This window comes from Pseudoalteromonas denitrificans DSM 6059 (assembly GCF_900112265.1).
Lineage (GTDB): Bacteria > Pseudomonadota > Gammaproteobacteria > Enterobacterales > Alteromonadaceae > Pseudoalteromonas > Pseudoalteromonas denitrificans.
The window spans coordinates 32,419-49,864 of the sequence record NZ_FOLO01000042.1; the positions used below are offsets into that span (position 1 = coordinate 32,419).

Below are 17,446 nucleotides of genomic sequence, written 5' to 3' on the forward strand. Positions count from 1 at the left end.
GTGACTGGGATGAGAAAAGTAAATAGTATCCACTTCATTGGTGTTGGGGGTGCTGGTATGGGTGGTATTGCTGAAGTTTTAGTAAATGAAGGTTATTGTGTTACGGGTTCTGATATAGCGCAAAGTGCCATGACAGACAGACTAAAGCAGGCTGGTGCAACCATTTTTATAGGTCATCAAAGTGAAAATGTAAAAAATGCGAGTGTTGTTGTGGTTTCCACTGCAATTGATGAGGGAAATCCTGAAATAATTGAAGCTAAGTCTAATCGTATCCCAATTGTTCGCAGAGCTGAAATGTTGTCTGAATTAATGCGGTTTCGTCACGGTATCGCAATTGCGGGGACTCATGGTAAGACAACAACTACAAGCTTAATAGCCAGTATTTTTGCCCAAGCTGATTTAGATCCAACTTTTGTGATTGGTGGTTTATTAAATAGTGCTGGTACAAATGCAAGATTAGGGAAAAGTCGTTTTTTAATAGCTGAAGCAGATGAAAGTGATGCGTCATTTTTACATTTACAGCCCATGGTTTCGGTGATCACTAATATTGAAGCTGACCATATGGATACTTATCAAGGTAGCTTTGAGAATATGAAAGATACCTATATTGAGTTTATCCATAACTTGCCATTTTATGGTGTGGCGGTCGCTTGTATCGATTGCTCTGTTGTTTCAGAATTATTACCGCGTTTTGGCCGTAAATTTATTACGTATGGTGAATCAGAGCAAGCAGATTATCGATTAACAGAGTTTGTTCAAACTGTGAGTACAAGTCAGTTTAAAGTCATAAATAATTTTGGTACTGAACTAGTTGTTAAATTAAATATGCCGGGTAAACATAATGCTTTAAATGCAACAGCTGCAATTGCAGTTGCAAAAGATGAAGGTATTAGTGATGAAGCTATTATAGCTGCATTATCAAAGTTTGAAGGTATAGGACGACGTTTTCAGCAGTATGGTGAATTTGAAACTGGGCGTGGAAAAGTCATGCTAATAGATGATTATGGTCACCATCCAACTGAAGTGGCTGCAACTATTCAAGCAGTTAAAGCTGGCTGGCCAGAGCGACGTTTAGTTATGGCTTATCAACCGCACAGATATACAAGAACAAGAGACCTCTACGAAGAAACTGTTAAGGTTTTGACTGATGTAGATTTATTATTGTTACTGGAGGTTTATTCTGCAGGTGAAGAGCCAATTACCGGTGCTGATAGTAAAAGTTTGTGCCGTAGTTTACGTCAAAGAGGAAAAGAGCCTGTTTATATCGATAAACCTGAAGCGTTAGGGGGTGTATTGAGTAGTGTCTTACAAGATGGCGATATTGTTTTAACTCAGGGAGCAGGTAACATTGGTCAGTTAGTAAAGAGTTTGGCGCAAATGAAATTAAGTATCGAAAAATTAAAACAGGTGAGTGCATGAATACTGAGCAGTTTGGTAAAGTTGCGGTATTAATGGGGGGAAGCTCGGCTGAAAGAGCTGTTTCTTTAAAATCAGGGCAGGCTGTTTTGTCTGCTTTTAAAAATGTTGGAATTCAAGCTTTTGCATTTGATCCTGCAGAACGTAATTTATTTGATTTAAATAATACGCAAGTTGATCGTGTTTTTATTGCTTTACATGGTAGAGGTGGAGAAGACGGAACAATACAAGGTGCACTTGAATACTTAGGTATACCCTATACAGGAAGTGGTGTTCTTGGTTCTGCTTTAGCGATGGATAAAGTGCGTTGCAAAGAATTATTTAAGGCTAGAAATTTACCTACTGCAAATTTTATTGTAATAGAAAAAGACAAGCCTTTTGATATTAATAAAATTATTGATGATTTTGGTGCTGTTATGGTTAAGCCCTCCCATGAAGGTTCAAGTATAGGAATGGCAAAAGCCAGCACAGTAACTGAGTTAACGGATGCATTAGAGAAGGCTTTTCAGTTTGATGATGTTGTATTGTTAGAGCACTGGATAACAGGGCGAGAATTTACAGTAACTATGCTAGAAAAAGCAGCATTGCCAGTAATTGAAATGGTTACTCCTCGAGGTTTTTATGACTATGAAGCCAAATATCAGGTGAATAGCACCGAGTATTTCTGTCCTGCGGAATTAACACCAGAGCAAACATCAAATATACAAGATATGTCTTTAGAGGCTTTTGAACTTGTTGGTGCGACAGGTTGGGGGCGAGTTGACTTTATGCAAGATTCGGATGGTAAATTTTATTTATTAGAAGTGAATACTGTACCTGGAATGACTGAGAAATCATTAGTGCCAATGTCTGCAAAAACACATGGTTTGTCATTTGAACAACTAGTGGTTGATATTTTAAAACAAACGTTAGGTGAATCAGTTTAAATGAAGCTTAAATTAGAACCTTTTATTATCTGGCAAAAAACCGTGAACTGGTCGCGTGCTGCTGGTGTGGGGTTCTTTTTATTTGTAATCATTGCGTTATATGAAATGTTTTTTTCTTTGAGCCATTTTTTACAAGATGATCAACAATCCCAGATTAAACACGTCACAGTATTAGGCGATCCTAAACATACGTCAGAACAACAAATCATCCAAGCAATACGCAAAGCTGACTTATCACGTTTTTTTGATCTAAATGTTAATGATATTCAAAAGTTAGTGACTGAATTACCATGGGTAGAAACGGTTTCAGTACGTAAGCAATGGCCGAATACATTAAAAGTATATGTGGTTGAGCATGTTCCTGTTGCTATTTGGAATGATGATTTATTACTGAATTCAGATGGTGTTGTATTCCAAGCTCCAAAAGTAAAGTTAACAAAAAAACTCCCAAATTTATTTGGTCCTCAAGGAAGTGAAATAGAAGCACTCAATACTTTTAGAGAGTTTTCAGAGCTTTTATATCTTAATGATTTTAAATTAATCAGCTTAGCTTTATCTGAAAGGTTTGCTTGGCAGTTTTGGTTATCTAACGGGATAAATCTTAATTTAGGCCGAAAAGAGAAGCTACAAAGGGTACAAAGGTTTATTGATTTGTACCCATATATGCTCAAACGTAAAGATGCTGAGGTAGATTCAGTTGATTTAAGGTATGATACCGGGCTTGCAGTGAGTTGGAAGGCTGCAGACTTACAAAAATTACAGTATAAAAACGATAATAAAAAGAGTAAGGCATGACTAAGTCGGCGGAACGAAATCTAGTAATAGGCTTAGATGTAGGCACATCTAAGGTTGTTGTGACTGTGGGTGAAATTACTACAGATAATAAGTTAAGCATAGTAGGCGTGGGTAGCCAGGTTTCTCATGGTATGGATAAAGGTGGTGTAAACGACCTTAATTTAGTCTCGGAATCTATACAAAGAGCGGTTGATGAAGCTGAATTGATGGCTGATTGTCGGATCAGTTCTGTTTATTTAGGAATATCAGGGAAGCATATACAATGTCAAAATGAAAATGGTGTTGTTGCTATTAATAATACGGAAGTGAGTTTAGATGACATTGATAATGTAATGCATACTGCGAGATCTGTACCGATCTCCGCTGAGCGAAAAATGCTACATGCAATTGCGCAAGAATATAGTGTTGATATGCAAGAAGGTATTAAAAATCCTTTGGGCATGAGTGGTGTTCGAATGGAAACCCAAGCGCATATTATTACTTGTTCAAATGACATGGCTAAAAATATTGAAAAATGTGTTGAACGTTGTGGTTTGACGGTTGACCAACTTACTTATACCGCTTTGGCTTCAAGCCATGCTGTATTGACCGAAGATGAAAGAGAACTCGGTATTTCAGTTATCGACATTGGTGGCGGTACTATGGATTTAACCATATTTACCAGTGGAGCTTTACGTCACTCTGCAGTGATCCCTGTTGCGGGTAACCAAGTAACGGGTGATATTGCAAAAATTTTCCGTACGCCAATTTCACATGCAGAATCATTGAAAGTGCAGTATGCATGCGCTAGTAGCACTATGGCTAGTACGGAAGAAACGATTGAAGTGCCCAGTGTGGGTGGTCGTCCATCACGTACCATGTCTCGGCATACATTATCTGAGGTTGTTGAACCCAGGTTTAAAGAATTATTTGAGCTGGCATTGATGGAAATTCGCCGCTCTGGTTATGAAGACCAAATTGCTGCAGGTATCGTCTTAACTGGCGGTACTGCAAAAATGACAGGTGCTTTGGAAGTCGCAGAAGAAATCTTCCAAATGCCTGTTAGGATAGGCAGTCCTATCGGGATGATTGGGCTGACGGATTATATAGATGATCCCTCATTTGCAACAGCTGTTGGCTTATTACAATATAGCCAAACTATGCAAACAGCAAATGCCCAAAAAGCATCTGATAAAACAGATGTAAATTGGGTGAACCGTGTTAAAAAATGGTTTCAGGGTGAGTTTTAATTTTGCTCAAGTCGGAGAGTAACAATGTTTGATTATTTAGAACAACACAGTGAAGAAGCTGTTATAAAAGTAATAGGTGTTGGTGGTGGCGGTGGTAATGCCGTCGAACATATGGTTAAAAAGCAAATTGAAGGTGTGCGTTTTATTGCTGCAAACACGGATGCACAAGCATTACGTCGTTCATCGGCAGATACGACTATTCAATTAGGAACGCAAATTACTTCAGGTTTAGGTGCAGGCGCTAACCCAGAAGTGGGTCGTCAATCAGCTGAAGAAGATATAGAAGCAATTAAGACCGGTTTAGAAGGTGCTGATATGGTGTTTATTGCTGCTGGAATGGGCGGTGGTACTGGTACTGGAGCTGCTCCTGTTGTTGCTAAAATGGCTAAAGAAATGGGGATCTTAACTGTTGCAGTTGTTACTCGCCCTTTTGATTTTGAAGGTAAGAAGCGTGCCTCTGCAGCCGACCACGGTATAAATGAATTAGCTGATATCGTTGATTCTCTTATTACAATTCCTAACAATAAATTACTTAAAGTTTTAGGAAAAGGCACTACACTGCTAGATGCCTTCGCTAAAGCAAATGATGTACTTTTTGGTGCCGTACAAGGTATTGCTGAGCTGATCACACGCTCTGGTTTGATTAATGTGGATTTTGCAGATGTGAGAACGGTTATGTCTGCAATGGGAACTGCAATGATGGGAACTGCATCAGCAAGTGGTCCTGATCGTGCACAAGAAGCGGCTGAAGCGGCTATTTCAAGCCCATTATTGGAAGATGTCGATTTAACAGGTGCCAAGGGTATTTTAGTTAATATCACAGCAGGCATGGACATTGCGATTGAAGAATTTGAAACTGTGGGTAACCATGTTAAAGCACTCGCGTCTGAAAATGCAACTGTAGTTGTAGGTGCTGTAATAGATCCTGAAATGAGTGATGAATTACGTGTAACTGTTGTGGCAACTGGCTTAGGTGGTGAAAGAAAAGCTCAGTTTGGAATTGTTGATAATGGCTTTAAAAAAGCATCAGGTTCTGATGTTGCTGCTACTTCAACAACAAATACATCAGCTAATCCGGGTGTGTTTGTGCCAAATTTTGCAAATCAAAACTCAGAAGAAGTATCAGCTACACCAGCTGTTTCTGCAGAACCAGCTCAAGTAAAAGAGTCTAACGATGCAGGGAAATCTGAGCAAGGTGATTATTTTGATATACCGGCATTTTTACGTAAGCAAGCTGACTAACAATAAATCTATATTAAGATTTAAAAGCAAGCGAATTAAATAAAGTGCCTTGTAAAAAATGTAAGTTGGTTAATAAAAAAACAACTTAATTGTCAGCTGGTCTTATCTGTGATAAGATCCGCGACCAATTTATTAATTAATGAGTGAACTGCCTATGATCAAACAACGTACGATTAGCCAAGTAGTTAACGCCATTGGAGTTGGACTTCATAAGGGCGAAAAGGTCTCTATTACTCTTCGACCTGCCGGTGCAAATACTGGGATAGTATTTCGCCGTGTAGACCTTGAGCCTGTGGTTGATTTTTCAATCACACCTGAAGCCGTGGGTGATACTCAGCTATGTACATGTTTGATTAATAAAGATGGTGTTCGCTTATCAACGACTGAGCATATAGTTGCTGCTATTTCAGCGTTAGGAATTGATAATTTAGTTGTTGAATTAGATAGCCCTGAAGTGCCAATTATGGATGGTAGTGCTTTACCATTTATTTATCTTTTACAAAAAGGTGGCATTGAAGAGCTTTCAGTTGCAAAACGTTTTATTCGTATAACTGAAAAAGTACGCATAGAAGATGGTGATAAGTGGGCTGAAATTGAACCATATGATGGTTTTCATATTGATTTCCAAATTGATTTTGATCATCCTGCTATTAATGATAGTGAACAACGTATTGGTTTAGATATCACGGCAAAGAGTTTTACTGAACAAATCAGTCGTGCCAGAACATTTGGTTTTATGCAAGATATTGAATATTTGCATGCTAACAACTTAGCTTTAGGTGGCAGCATGGATAATGCTGTTGTATTAGATGAATATAAAGTACTTAACCCTAATGGTTTACGTTATCAGGATGAATTTGTTAAACATAAAATCTTAGATTGTGTGGGTGACTTATTTATGACTGGGCATAACTTACTCGGAAAAGTAACAGCATTTAAATCAGGTCATGATCTTAATAATAAGCTGTTGCGTAAGTTAATGGAAACTGAGTCTGCTTGGGAATGGGCTAGTTTTGAAGATACTGTTACTATGCCAGCTCCAGGCTTAGAAGTAGCGCGAGTTTAGAATAAAAAATTTAAAAAAACCGATAATTTATTATCGGTTTTTTTGTGCCTGTAGAAAAGTTAGCTTTTACTGCATTTTGCTAATTTGTTATGTGTATAATTAGGGAAATCTTGTTTTCGTAAATCTGATTAAATCAAAATTTAATATGATTTAGAGATAGAGTTATGGCTATTGAGTTCATTACTAACATGTTAAAAATATTCACTTGAATACTTTTATTCCAAAATACTATCAATAAATTTGCCTACTAATGTTTGATAATGTGATAGTTTTTGAATTTTTATAGCTAGTTGAGGGCTTATTTAGCTTACCAACCATATGGTTATCAAGAGTTTTTAGTATGTATCCATCTTTAGCTCTAAATAACATTAGTATTAACGCCCGATTACTTTTATTATACCTGCATTATAAATATTGGCGTATAAAATAATCGCCACTTGAAATGAGCTTACTGAGTCTCCATATAGTAAACAGTTCGTCAATTAATTGAAATCAAAGGGTAGTAACGGTTTTATCATGATATCTAAAATATTTACCAAGCTTTTTGGTAGTCGTAATGATCGCACCATAAAAAACTTAAAAAAAACGGTCGCAGTAATTAGTCAATTCGAAGAAAAGTTTGAAGCATTAACTGACGAAGAACTACAAGCTAAAACAGCTGAATTTCGCAAGCGTTTAGAAGAAGGTGAAACGCTTGACGATATTCTGCCTGAAGCATTCGCAACAGTACGTGAGGCATCTAAACGTGTATTTAGTATGCGTCATTTTGATGTGCAAATGATAGGTGGCATGATTTTGCACCAAGGTCGCATTGCAGAAATGCGAACAGGTGAAGGTAAAACACTAACGGCTACACTTCCTGCATATTTAAATGGTTTGTCAGGTAAAGGTGTTCACGTTATCACTGTTAATGATTATTTAGCTAAACGTGATTCAGAGACAAATCGTCCATTATTTGAATTTTTAGGGTTAAGTGTTGGTTGTAATATTCCAGGTTTAGCACCACAAGAAAAGCAAGCTGCTTATCAGGCTGATATTACTTATGGTACGAATAACGAATTTGGTTTTGATTATCTGCGTGATAATATGGCATTTACACCAGAAGAACGTGCTCAGCGCCCTCTTAACTATGCATTAATTGATGAAGTAGATTCAATCTTAATTGATGAAGCAAGAACGCCGTTAATTATATCTGGCCCTGCAGAAGATAGTTCTGAATTATACGCGAAAATTAATCAACTTATACCTGAACTTATTCAACAAGAAAAAGAAGATGAAGAAGGTGTTGAAGGTGATGGTGATTACACGATTGATGAGAAAGGCAAACAAATTCATTTAACTGAGCGTGGCCAAATTAAAGTTGAAGAATTGTTGCAGAATCACGGATTAATTGAAGAGGGGGATTCTCTTTATTCTGCTGGTAATATTACTTTATTAAGCCATGTTTATGCTGGTTTACGTGCTAATAAACTTTATCAAAAAGATGTCGATTACGTTGTTAAAGATAATGAAGTGATTATTGTTGATGAGCATACTGGCCGGACAATGGAAGGTCGTCGTTGGTCTGAAGGTTTACACCAAGCGGTAGAAGCTAAAGAAGGGGTTAATATTCAAAATGAAAACCAAACATTAGCCTCTATCACTTTCCAAAATTATTTCCGTATTTATGAAACATTAGCAGGTATGACTGGTACTGCTGATACTGAAGCATTTGAATTCCAACAAATTTATGGGTTAGATACAGTTGTTACACCAACAAATAAACCTATGGTACGAGATGATCGTGCAGATTTAGTTTATTTAACACAGGAAGAGAAATATCAGGCTATTCTAACGGATGTGCTTGATTGTCAAAAACGTGGTCAACCAGTTTTAGTTGGTACAATTTCAATTGAAAGCTCAGAATATTTATCTCAGTTCTTAAAGAAAGAAAAAATTCAGCATAGTGTATTAAATGCGAAATTTCATGCTCAAGAAGCTGATATTGTTGCTGATGCTGGTTTACCTGGTAAAGTTACAATAGCAACAAACATGGCTGGTCGTGGTACAGATATTGTTTTAGGCGGTAACTGGCAGGCGAAAATCGCTAAACTAGATTCACCTACTGAAGAGCAAATAGCAAAAATAAAAGCTGATTGGCAGATAACTCATGATGAAGTATTAAATGCAGGGGGGTTACATATCATCTCTACTGAACGTCATGAATCTCGTCGTATTGATAATCAGCTACGAGGTCGTTCTGGCCGCCAGGGTGATGCCGGTTCAAGTCGTTTCTATCTTTCAATGGATGATGCCTTGATGCGTATCTTTGCGGGTGAGCGCATGACTAATATGATGCGTAAACTCGGTATGGAAAAAGGTGAGGCGATTGAGCATCCTTGGGTGAGCCGAGCGATTGAAAATGCTCAACGTAAAGTTGAAGCTCGTAACTTTGATATCCGTAAACAATTACTTGAATTTGATGATGTTGCAAATGATCAACGCCGTGTTGTTTATGCACAGCGTAATGAACTTCTAGAAGAAGGTGACATTTCAGAAACTATTAATGCTATTCGAAGTGATGTATTGAGTGCGACGATCGATCAATTTATTCCACCTCAATCTCTTGCTGAAATGTGGGATATCAAAGGTCTTGAAGAACGTATCCAAGCTGAGTTTTTAATTGAACTACCAATCCAAACTTGGCTTGATGAAGATAATAAATTGTTTGAAGAAACTTTGAGAGAACGTATTGAAGATTCAATCTCGCAAGGGTACAAACAAAAAGAAGAAATGGTTGGCGAATCTGTATTACGCCAGTTTGAAAAAGCCATTATGCTTCAAAGCTTAGATCAACATTGGAAAGATCACTTAGCTGCAATGGATCACTTACGTCAAGGTATTCATTTACGTGGTTATGCACAGAAGAACCCTAAACAAGAATATAAACGAGAATCTTTTGAGTTATTTACAGAAATGTTAGAGAACTTGAAAATAGATGTTGTTGGTATTTTAAGTAAAGTACAGGTGCGTGCTGAAGAAGATGTTGAAACTGTAGAAGCACAACATCGCGCTTCAGAAAATATTGAACATCAATATCAACATCAAGAGGCTGAGCATGTTGGTGGTGAAGCACCTGAAGCTGCAACCGTAACACGTGCTGAACCAAAAGTAGGTCGTAATGATCCTTGCCCATGTAATTCGGGGAAAAAATACAAACAATGTCATGGTAAATTATCTTAATTTATAGTGATTTAAAACAAGAAAGCGACTTAGGTCGCTTTTTTAATGTTTATAATTTATGAGAATAGAATGACAAAAAAAACTGTACATGTTGCTGTTGGTATAATAAAAAAAAATAACAAAATTTTTATTTGTAAACGTTCAGCAGAACAACATCAGGGTGGAAAATGGGAGTTTCCAGGTGGAAAAGTAGAAAGTAACGAAACGGTTACACAAGCTTTAACACGAGAATTAAAAGAAGAAATAAATATTAATGTATTATCAAGCGAGCCTTTCGATCAGATACATCATGATTATACCGATAAGTCGGTATACCTAGACATTCATTTGGTTGAAAACTTTGAAGGCATGGCTGTTGGTCATGAAGGTCAAGAATCTAGATGGGTTGATATCAAAAGATTAATTGATTATGAATTTCCAGAAGCTAATAAAGTGATTATTGAAAAGTTACTTGCTTTATGACTTACTAATCATCAGTTTTAGATATAAATAACAGTTTTATTGTATTGATTAACTATGTTCAAAAATAAGCGGAATAAAAATAATAAACTTAGGGTTAAAAATGAAATCATTTAAAAAATATTCTTTGACTGCAATAGGCATAGCACTTGCGTTAGGGCTTTTAGGTTGCAGCGAACAACAAACATCCGCAGTTGAAAAACCTGTGAAAGAGCAAGTTTCAGAACTTAAAGCCGCTCTATCTTCAGGAATTTCACTTGAAAATATGGATAAGTCAATTCGTGCTCAAGATGATTTTTATGAGCATATAAATGGTAATTGGTTGAAAAAGACTGAAATACCAGCCGATAAGTCTAATTACGGTTCATTTAGTCAACTTTACGATAATTCACAAAAAGCGTTGAAAACGGTTATTGAAGCTGCTGTTGCTAATAAAAATGCTGTAGCCGGTTCAGATGAAAAAAAATTAGCTGATTTTTATAACAGCTATATGGATGAAGTAAGAGTTTCAGCTTTAGGCATCAAACCATTACAGGCAGAAATAAAGAATATTAAAGCAGTGAAAGATCATAAAGCTGTAACCAGTTTAATGGCTGACATACTCATTAAAGGTGGCACAACTCCACTGGGTTGGTATGTAGATAATGATGCTAAAAACTCAAGCGAATATGGTGTTTATATTTATCAAGCTGGATTGGGTCTACCTGATCGAGACTATTATTTAAAAGACGATGAGAAATTTTCAAAAATTCGTACAGAATATAATACTTATATAAGTAAACTATTGAGTAAAGCGGGTATTAAAAACTCTGAACAAGCAGCAAAAAATATTATAGCACTTGAAACAAAGCTTGCAAAAGTACAGTGGTCTCGTGTTGAAAATCGTGATGCAACTAAAACTTATAATAAGTTGAACATTGAAAAAGTTAATGAAATGTTGGGTCAGTTTGATTTTTTAGCTTATTTAGAAAAATCAAATATTAATAGTGAACAAGTGATTATTTCTCAACCTACTTATATTGAAGCTTTTGGTAAACTATTTTCTGAAACTGAAGTTGCGATTTGGCAAGATTATTTAGCGTTTCATTATATTCAGGATTATGCCGAGTTATTAAGTAGTGATTTTGAAAAGTTAAATTTTGATTTTTATAGTACTACGTTAAAAGGTATTAAAGAACAGAAACCACGCTGGAAAAAAGCAGTTGACTCAGCTAATTCAGTTTTAGGGGAGGTTTTAGGTAAAGTTTATGTTAAAGATAACTTTCCACCTGAAGCAAAGCAACGCATGAATGTAATGGTTCAAAACCTTATAAAAGGTTTTGAAATTGCGATAAATGATCTGGAGTGGATGAGCCCTGAGACTAAGATTGCAGCAAAAGAAAAATTGAACAAATTTACCTCTAAAATTGGTTATCCAGATAAATGGAAAGATTATTCCGCATTAGAAATAAAAGCTGATGATTTAGTTGGTAATTTTGTGCGTTATAGCCAGTGGACCTATGCTGATATGACTAATAAATTAGGCAAACCTGTTGACCGTAGTGAATGGCATATGACACCGCAAACAGTTAATGCATACTATAACCCTGTCAATAATGAAATTGTATTTCCCGCAGCTATTTTACAACCACCATTTTTCAATTTAGATGCTGATGATGCTGTCAATTATGGCGCAATAGGTGCTGTTATTGGTCATGAGTTAGGTCATGGTTTTGATGATCAAGGTGCTAAATATGATGGTGATGGTAACTTAAGAGATTGGTGGAGTGAATCTGATTTAAAACAATTTGAAAAACGTGGCGCTAACTTAGTCAGTTTTTATGATAAATTTAAACCTTTTGATGATGCCAACGTTAATGGTCAACTGACCTTAGGTGAAAATATTGGTGACTTAGGTGGGTTAACAGTTGCTTATAAAGCATATCAAATGTCTTTAAATGGTCATAAGTCATCGAAAATCGACGGCTATAATGGTGAACAAAGGTTTTTTATGGGTTGGTCACAAATTTGGCGAAGAAAATATCGTGATGAAGAGCTAAGAAACCGTTTAATGACAGACCCTCATTCACCTAGCCATTATCGTGTTATTGGAATTCTTGCAAATATGCCTGAGTTTTATAAAGCATTTGATGTAAAACAGGGTGATAAAATGTATATACAACCTGAGAAACGAGTAAAAATCTGGTAATTTTTTGTTGGTTATTTTAGATATCATATGAAAACCTAGTTTATGCTAGGTTTTTTTATAAATAAAAATTCATAAAAATAAAATGATAACGCTGTCATTTTGTTTAGGTTAGTATATATTTCCAAAGAGTTTATAAATCATGCTAAATAAAGTTTGAGTTACTCGGTATTAATAACTCATTAAATACTGATATCTAATAATAAATAAAGGAGATTTTAATGCGGTTCAATATGAGCATTCTGTCAGGTATGTGTATAGGTTTAATATGTTCTATGCCAATGTTCGCAATTGCAGGTTTTTCACAAAGTTCAGTAGAAAATTTTACTAAGAATACCGAATTAAAATTTGGCATTACCGATAATTTCAAATATGCATCAAATAGCTTTGAAGGTAACTTAAGTTTTGATAATAAGTCAGATGTAGACTTACCTGCAGGTAGTAGTGATTGGCAAGTATACTTTCATTCAATTAGAAAAATCGATGAGCAAGAAGATCAAGGCCTAAAGTTTGAACATGTTAATGGTGATTTACACCGTTTAATACCAACTAAAGATTTTAAAGGTTTGAAGTCTGGCAAAAATCTAAGTTTAACTTTTAAAGGGGCTGCTTGGATTGCTGCATACTCAGATTTTATGCCGCGCGCCTTTATGGTAAGTAATAATGGCACTCCAGCAATTTTTTCAAATACAGATACTGAAGATTTTAGCCAATTTGTTAAGCCTATCATTCGTGAAAACCAAGTTAAAAAGTTTAATTCACCAGAAATGGATTTAACTCAGATTGCAAATGCAGAAAATCGTTATGCCCATAACGCTAAAATGGCTAAAAATGACATATCAGAATCAGATGCGTTAAAACGTGTGATCCCAATGCCACAAGATGTAGATTTTAATCGTGGTGAAACAGTATTAAATGATAACTGGCAAATACGTTATAGCGGTGGTGCGACATCTGAAATAAAAGTATTTTTAGCTGATTTAAAAAAATACTACAAATTAGAATTACAAGCAGAACCTAATCATATTCCAGCTTCAAAACAGCCAATAATCAATATTGTAATTGATGATTCAGTTAATAAAGGTAAAGCTGCAAGTTATCAATTAGAAGTTGATGATAATAAAATTGAAATTATCGGAAGCGATAATGCCGGAGCTTATTATGGCATGCAAACATTACTGGCATTGTTTCCAGCTAATCGTCAAAAAGAAATTTCTTTACCTAGAGTAGAAATTAAAGATAGCCCAAGATATGAATGGCGTGGCATGCATTATGACAATGCAAGAAACTTTCATGGTAAAGAAGCAATGTTCAAGTTAGTTGAGCAAATGGGCCGATATAAACTTAATAAACTGCATTGGCATTTTTCAGATGATGAAGGTTGGCGGTTAGAAATTCCTGATTTACCTGAATTAACAGAAATCGGTGCGAACCGTTGTTTTGATTTAAAAGAACAAACTTGTTTATTAACGCAGCTTGGTACAGGGCCTTTTAAATCAGGTTCGGGTAATGGATTCTTGACGCGATCTGATTTTATTGAGTTATTAAAATTTGCAGCAGCAAGACATATTCAAATTATTCCTGAAATTGAATCGCCAGGTCATGCACGTGCAGCTATCAAATCAATGGAAGCAAGATACAGTAAATTAATGACTCAAAATGATAAACCTAGTGTTGGACAGTTATTAAACCAAGCGGGAGTATTAAAATCTGATGCTGAAATAAAAACAATTGGCAAACTACAAGCTAAAGCATATTTATTAAGTGATCCGGCAGATACCTCTTTCTATAATACAGTACAAAACTATAAAGATAATTCAGTTAATGTTTGTATGGATTCGAGTTACCAATTTATAGATAAAGTAACTTATGAATTACAACAAATGTATAGAGAGGCGGGTGTTCGTTTAACAAATCTCCATTTTGGAGGTGATGAAGTGGGTAGAGGGTCTTGGACTGGTTCAGCAATTTGTCAGGCATTATTTGATAAGCCTGGAAATGGTGTTTCAGGTGTGGCGGACTTAAAGCCCTATTTTACTAAGCGTGTTGCTAATATGCTAAATGCGCGTGGTATATTTCCGGGTGCTTGGGAAGATGGTTTGATGTATGACACACTAAATACATTTAACCGTAAAGAATTACCAAACGAAGTATTCACGGCAAATGTTTGGGATAATATTTGGGAGTGGGGAGTGGCTGATCGTGCCTATCGTCTAGCAAATAATGATTATCAGGTTGTGCTTTCGCACGGTACTCATTTATATTTTGATCACCCTTATGAAGCGCATCCTGAAGAAAGGGGTTATTACTGGGCTGGAAGGTACACTAGTACTGAAAAAACTTTTGGATATATGCCCGATAATGTTTATGCCAATGCTGACTTTACACGTTCAGGTAAAAAAATAGATAATTTAGAAGCTCTTGTTGGTCGAACTTTACCTAAACTAGAAAAGCCAGAAAATATCTTGGGCATGCAAGGTCAAGTTTGGTCTGAGTCTATTCGTACAGAAGATCAGGTTCTACAGATGTTATTTCCAAGAGTATTGGCTGTTGCAGAACGAGCATGGCATAAAGCATCATGGGAGGGAGATAAACCAAATAATACAAAACGTCAGCAAGATTGGTTGAATTTTTCAGCTGCTCTAGGTCAAAAAGAGCTGCCAAAGATGCTCCAATCTGGTATTAAGCCTTATTTACCTGTACCTGGAGGAGTAATTGAAGGAGGTATCTTAAAAGCAAATACGTCAATCCCTTTTCTTAAACTAGAAATTAGTTTAGATGACGGTAATAACTGGCAGCCATATTCTGGACCATTTAAAGTAAAAGCAAATAAAAAAATTAAATTACGCAGTTATTTAAATGAAGTTACCAAAAGCAGAGTAACTCAAATAAATTAATATTTATCAATATAGAATAAAAAGGACTATTTAGTCCTTTTTTGTTTTTAAGATTTGGTAAAAGTCACTGGCAAAACTCGTTAAATTGTCGTAAAGTTTTATGATAGCGCTGTCATTTTTGTTATTGAATAGTTAAAACTAGGGGTTAACTCTGTTACTGTGATACCAAATAGCGTTAAAAATAAACTTAATTATAACTCTTTTAAGTGCAATATAAGGTTCAGTAGAAGCATGTATTACACTTAATTTTAATAAGAAGAAGTCTTATGGAAGCCAGCGTGAATATTCAAAGTCGTTCTAAGAGTAATTTTTTGCCCATGGCAATTGTTGCTACATTATTTTTTATCTTAGGGTTTGCAACCTGGCTCAACGGTTCATTAATGCCTTACTTAAAGCAAATTCTTCAGTTAACACCATTTCAAGCATCTTTAATTTTATTTTCATTTTATATAGCGGTCACTTTTACAGCTATACCTTCGGCTTCTTTGATTCGTAAAGTCGGCTATAAAAATGGAATGGCGCTTGGTATGGGTGTCATGATGGTTGCAGGTTTATTATTTATTCCAGCAGCTAAAACGCAATTCTTTCCACTATTTTTATTTGCTCAATTGGTTATGGGGGCTGGTCAAACTTTATTACAAACAGCAGTTAATCCATATGTAGTACGTATAGGACCAGAAGAGTCTGCTGCTGCGCGTATTTCTATTATGGGGATTTTGAATAAAGGTGCGGGTGTTGTTGCACCTATGGTATTTACTGCATTAATTTTAAGTAACTTTACGGATACAGTTGGAACTGAGTTATCTCAAGTTAAAATTGATGAAATGGCTAATAGTTTGATCCTACCTTATTTAGGCATGGCTATTTTTATTGGTGCACTAGGTTTTGCTGTTACTAAAGCACCATTACCTGAATTAGAAAAAGAAGTCGACTCTGAAACTTCGAGTGATCAGGGCCTTGTTAAGGAGGCGTTATCACATCCAAGTTTAGCATTAGGTGTATTAGCATTATTTTTCTATGTGGCAGCAGAAGTTATTGCTGGTGATACAATTGGCGCATTTGCATTATCACTGGGAGTTGAAAGTTATGGTGTCATGACTTCATTTACTATGGGGTGCATGGTTTTAGGTTATATTCTAGGTATATTTTTAATACCGAAATTTATCTCGCAGCAAAAAGCTTTAATGGTTTCAGCTATATTAGGCTTGGCTTTAACTGCTGGTATTGTAATGGGTGATAATCACTCTTTTGCAATTGCTAATGTAGTTCTTGTTCCTTTTGGTTTTTCACCCTTACCGGATACATTATTATTAATCGCATGTTTAGGTTTGGCTAATGCAATTGTATGGCCTGCGGTATTCCCATTAGCATTATCAGGTTTAGGTAAACTAACAAGCACAGGTTCTGCTTTATTAGTTATGGGTATTTCTGGTGGTGCGTTTGGTCCTTTATTTTGGGGGATAACAAGTGGTGCAACAGATTTAGGTCAACAAGGTGGGTATATGGTGATGTTCCCATGTTACTTATTCATCTTATTTTATGCTGTTAAAGGTCACAAAATGAAAAGCTGGAAATAAGTTAGCTTAATTCTGATAGCTAGAATTTTAAAATGCCAGTTATTAGCTGGCATTTTTAATTTTATCCACAGTAGAGCCTGAGTAAATTGTATTTAACTTGTGAGTAATTGAAAAAGTTAAATTAATTCAAAAAAAGTGATAAAAACACTTGCGCTCAATCTTAATCTCTCTATACTGCGCCTCCACCGACACAGACGGCAAGCAACATTCTTAAAGGGGTGTAGCAAGTTAGCTAGGTTGGCGAGGCAAGTAAAACTTAACGATTCTTTAGAAAGAAACTTCTTCTAAAGAAAATTAAAATTAAGTGTTGACTCAAGGTTTTTAAGGTGTATTATTCGCACCCCAAGCAATTAACGGCAACGTTTACTTCGCTTGAAACGTTCTTTAACAATAAGTAATCATCTGTGTGGGCACTCTTGCAGATTGAGTTCT

Annotated in this window: 11 protein-coding genes; all 11 read left to right on the plus strand. The window is 35.9% G+C overall.

The window, feature by feature from the left end; translation table 11 throughout:
• Positions 1-9: 9 nt before the first annotated feature.
• Positions 10-1,419 (plus strand): UDP-N-acetylmuramate--L-alanine ligase, encoded by a 1,410-nt coding sequence (gene murC, locus BM088_RS19525; protein ID WP_091988630.1) that lies wholly within the window; start codon positions 10-12, stop codon positions 1,417-1,419.
• Positions 1,416-2,342 carry a D-alanine--D-alanine ligase gene (locus BM088_RS19530; RefSeq protein ID WP_091988632.1) on the plus strand — a complete coding sequence of 309 codons (927 nt, stop codon included), beginning with the start codon at positions 1,416-1,418 and terminating at the stop codon, positions 2,340-2,342. The genes murC and BM088_RS19530 overlap by 4 nt, the downstream gene beginning before the upstream one ends.
• Positions 2,343-3,137 (plus strand): cell division protein FtsQ/DivIB, encoded by a 795-nt coding sequence (locus tag BM088_RS19535; protein ID WP_091988635.1) that lies wholly within the window; start codon positions 2,343-2,345, stop codon positions 3,135-3,137.
• Entirely contained in the window at positions 3,134-4,366 is a 1,233-nt protein-coding gene (gene ftsA / locus BM088_RS19540; RefSeq protein ID WP_091988638.1) for a cell division protein FtsA, read from the plus strand. Before BM088_RS19535 ends, ftsA begins: the two co-directional genes overlap by 4 nt.
• Positions 4,367-4,390: 24 nt before the next feature.
• Positions 4,391-5,608, plus strand: coding sequence for a cell division protein FtsZ (gene ftsZ, locus BM088_RS19545; protein WP_091988641.1), 1,218 nt, complete (start codon positions 4,391-4,393; stop codon positions 5,606-5,608).
• Between the two features lie 154 nt (positions 5,609-5,762).
• Complete coding sequence (gene lpxC / locus BM088_RS19550; RefSeq protein ID WP_091988657.1) at positions 5,763-6,674, plus strand: UDP-3-O-acyl-N-acetylglucosamine deacetylase; 912 nt, start codon at positions 5,763-5,765, stop codon at positions 6,672-6,674.
• A 516-nt stretch (positions 6,675-7,190) separates the two neighbouring features.
• Positions 7,191-9,896 (plus strand): preprotein translocase subunit SecA, encoded by a 2,706-nt coding sequence (secA, locus tag BM088_RS19555; RefSeq protein WP_091988643.1) that lies wholly within the window; start codon positions 7,191-7,193, stop codon positions 9,894-9,896.
• A gap of 69 nt (positions 9,897-9,965) precedes the next feature.
• On the plus strand, positions 9,966-10,358 hold the full coding sequence (mutT, locus tag BM088_RS19560; protein WP_091988645.1) for an 8-oxo-dGTP diphosphatase MutT: 393 nt from the start codon (positions 9,966-9,968) through the stop codon (positions 10,356-10,358).
• 100 nt (positions 10,359-10,458) lie between these two features.
• Positions 10,459-12,543: a M13 family metallopeptidase gene (locus tag BM088_RS19565; RefSeq protein ID WP_091988648.1), complete on the plus strand. Its 2,085-nt coding sequence runs from the start codon at positions 10,459-10,461 to the stop codon at positions 12,541-12,543.
• 218 nt (positions 12,544-12,761) lie between these two features.
• Positions 12,762-15,437, plus strand: a complete 2,676-nt coding sequence (locus tag BM088_RS19570; protein ID WP_091988651.1) for a family 20 glycosylhydrolase — start codon at positions 12,762-12,764, stop codon at positions 15,435-15,437.
• A 278-nt stretch (positions 15,438-15,715) separates the two neighbouring features.
• Positions 15,716-17,014: an N-acetylglucosamine MFS transporter NagP gene (nagP, locus tag BM088_RS19575; protein ID WP_425439325.1), complete on the plus strand. Its 1,299-nt coding sequence runs from the start codon at positions 15,716-15,718 to the stop codon at positions 17,012-17,014.
• Positions 17,015-17,446: the final 432 nt, after the last annotated feature.

Bases quoted from the DNA above. Each gene is read 5' to 3' on its own strand.
- murC (WP_091988630.1), top strand. From the start codon at position 10: ATGAGAAAAGTAAATAGTATCCACTTCATTGGTGTTGGGGGTGCTGGT.
- ftsA (WP_091988638.1), top strand. From the start codon at position 3,134: ATGACTAAGTCGGCGGAACGAAATCTAGTAATAGGCTTAGATGTAGGC.
- secA (WP_091988643.1), top strand. From the start codon at position 7,191: ATGATATCTAAAATATTTACCAAGCTTTTTGGTAGTCGTAATGATCGC.
- ftsZ (WP_091988641.1), top strand. From the start codon at position 4,391: ATGTTTGATTATTTAGAACAACACAGTGAAGAAGCTGTTATAAAAGTA.
- mutT (WP_091988645.1), top strand. From the start codon at position 9,966: ATGACAAAAAAAACTGTACATGTTGCTGTTGGTATAATAAAAAAAAAT.
- lpxC (WP_091988657.1), top strand. From the start codon at position 5,763: ATGATCAAACAACGTACGATTAGCCAAGTAGTTAACGCCATTGGAGTT.
- BM088_RS19570 (WP_091988651.1), top strand. From the start codon at position 12,762: ATGCGGTTCAATATGAGCATTCTGTCAGGTATGTGTATAGGTTTAATA.
- BM088_RS19565 (WP_091988648.1), top strand. From the start codon at position 10,459: ATGAAATCATTTAAAAAATATTCTTTGACTGCAATAGGCATAGCACTT.
- BM088_RS19535 (WP_091988635.1), top strand. From the start codon at position 2,343: ATGAAGCTTAAATTAGAACCTTTTATTATCTGGCAAAAAACCGTGAAC.
- BM088_RS19530 (WP_091988632.1), top strand. From the start codon at position 1,416: ATGAATACTGAGCAGTTTGGTAAAGTTGCGGTATTAATGGGGGGAAGC.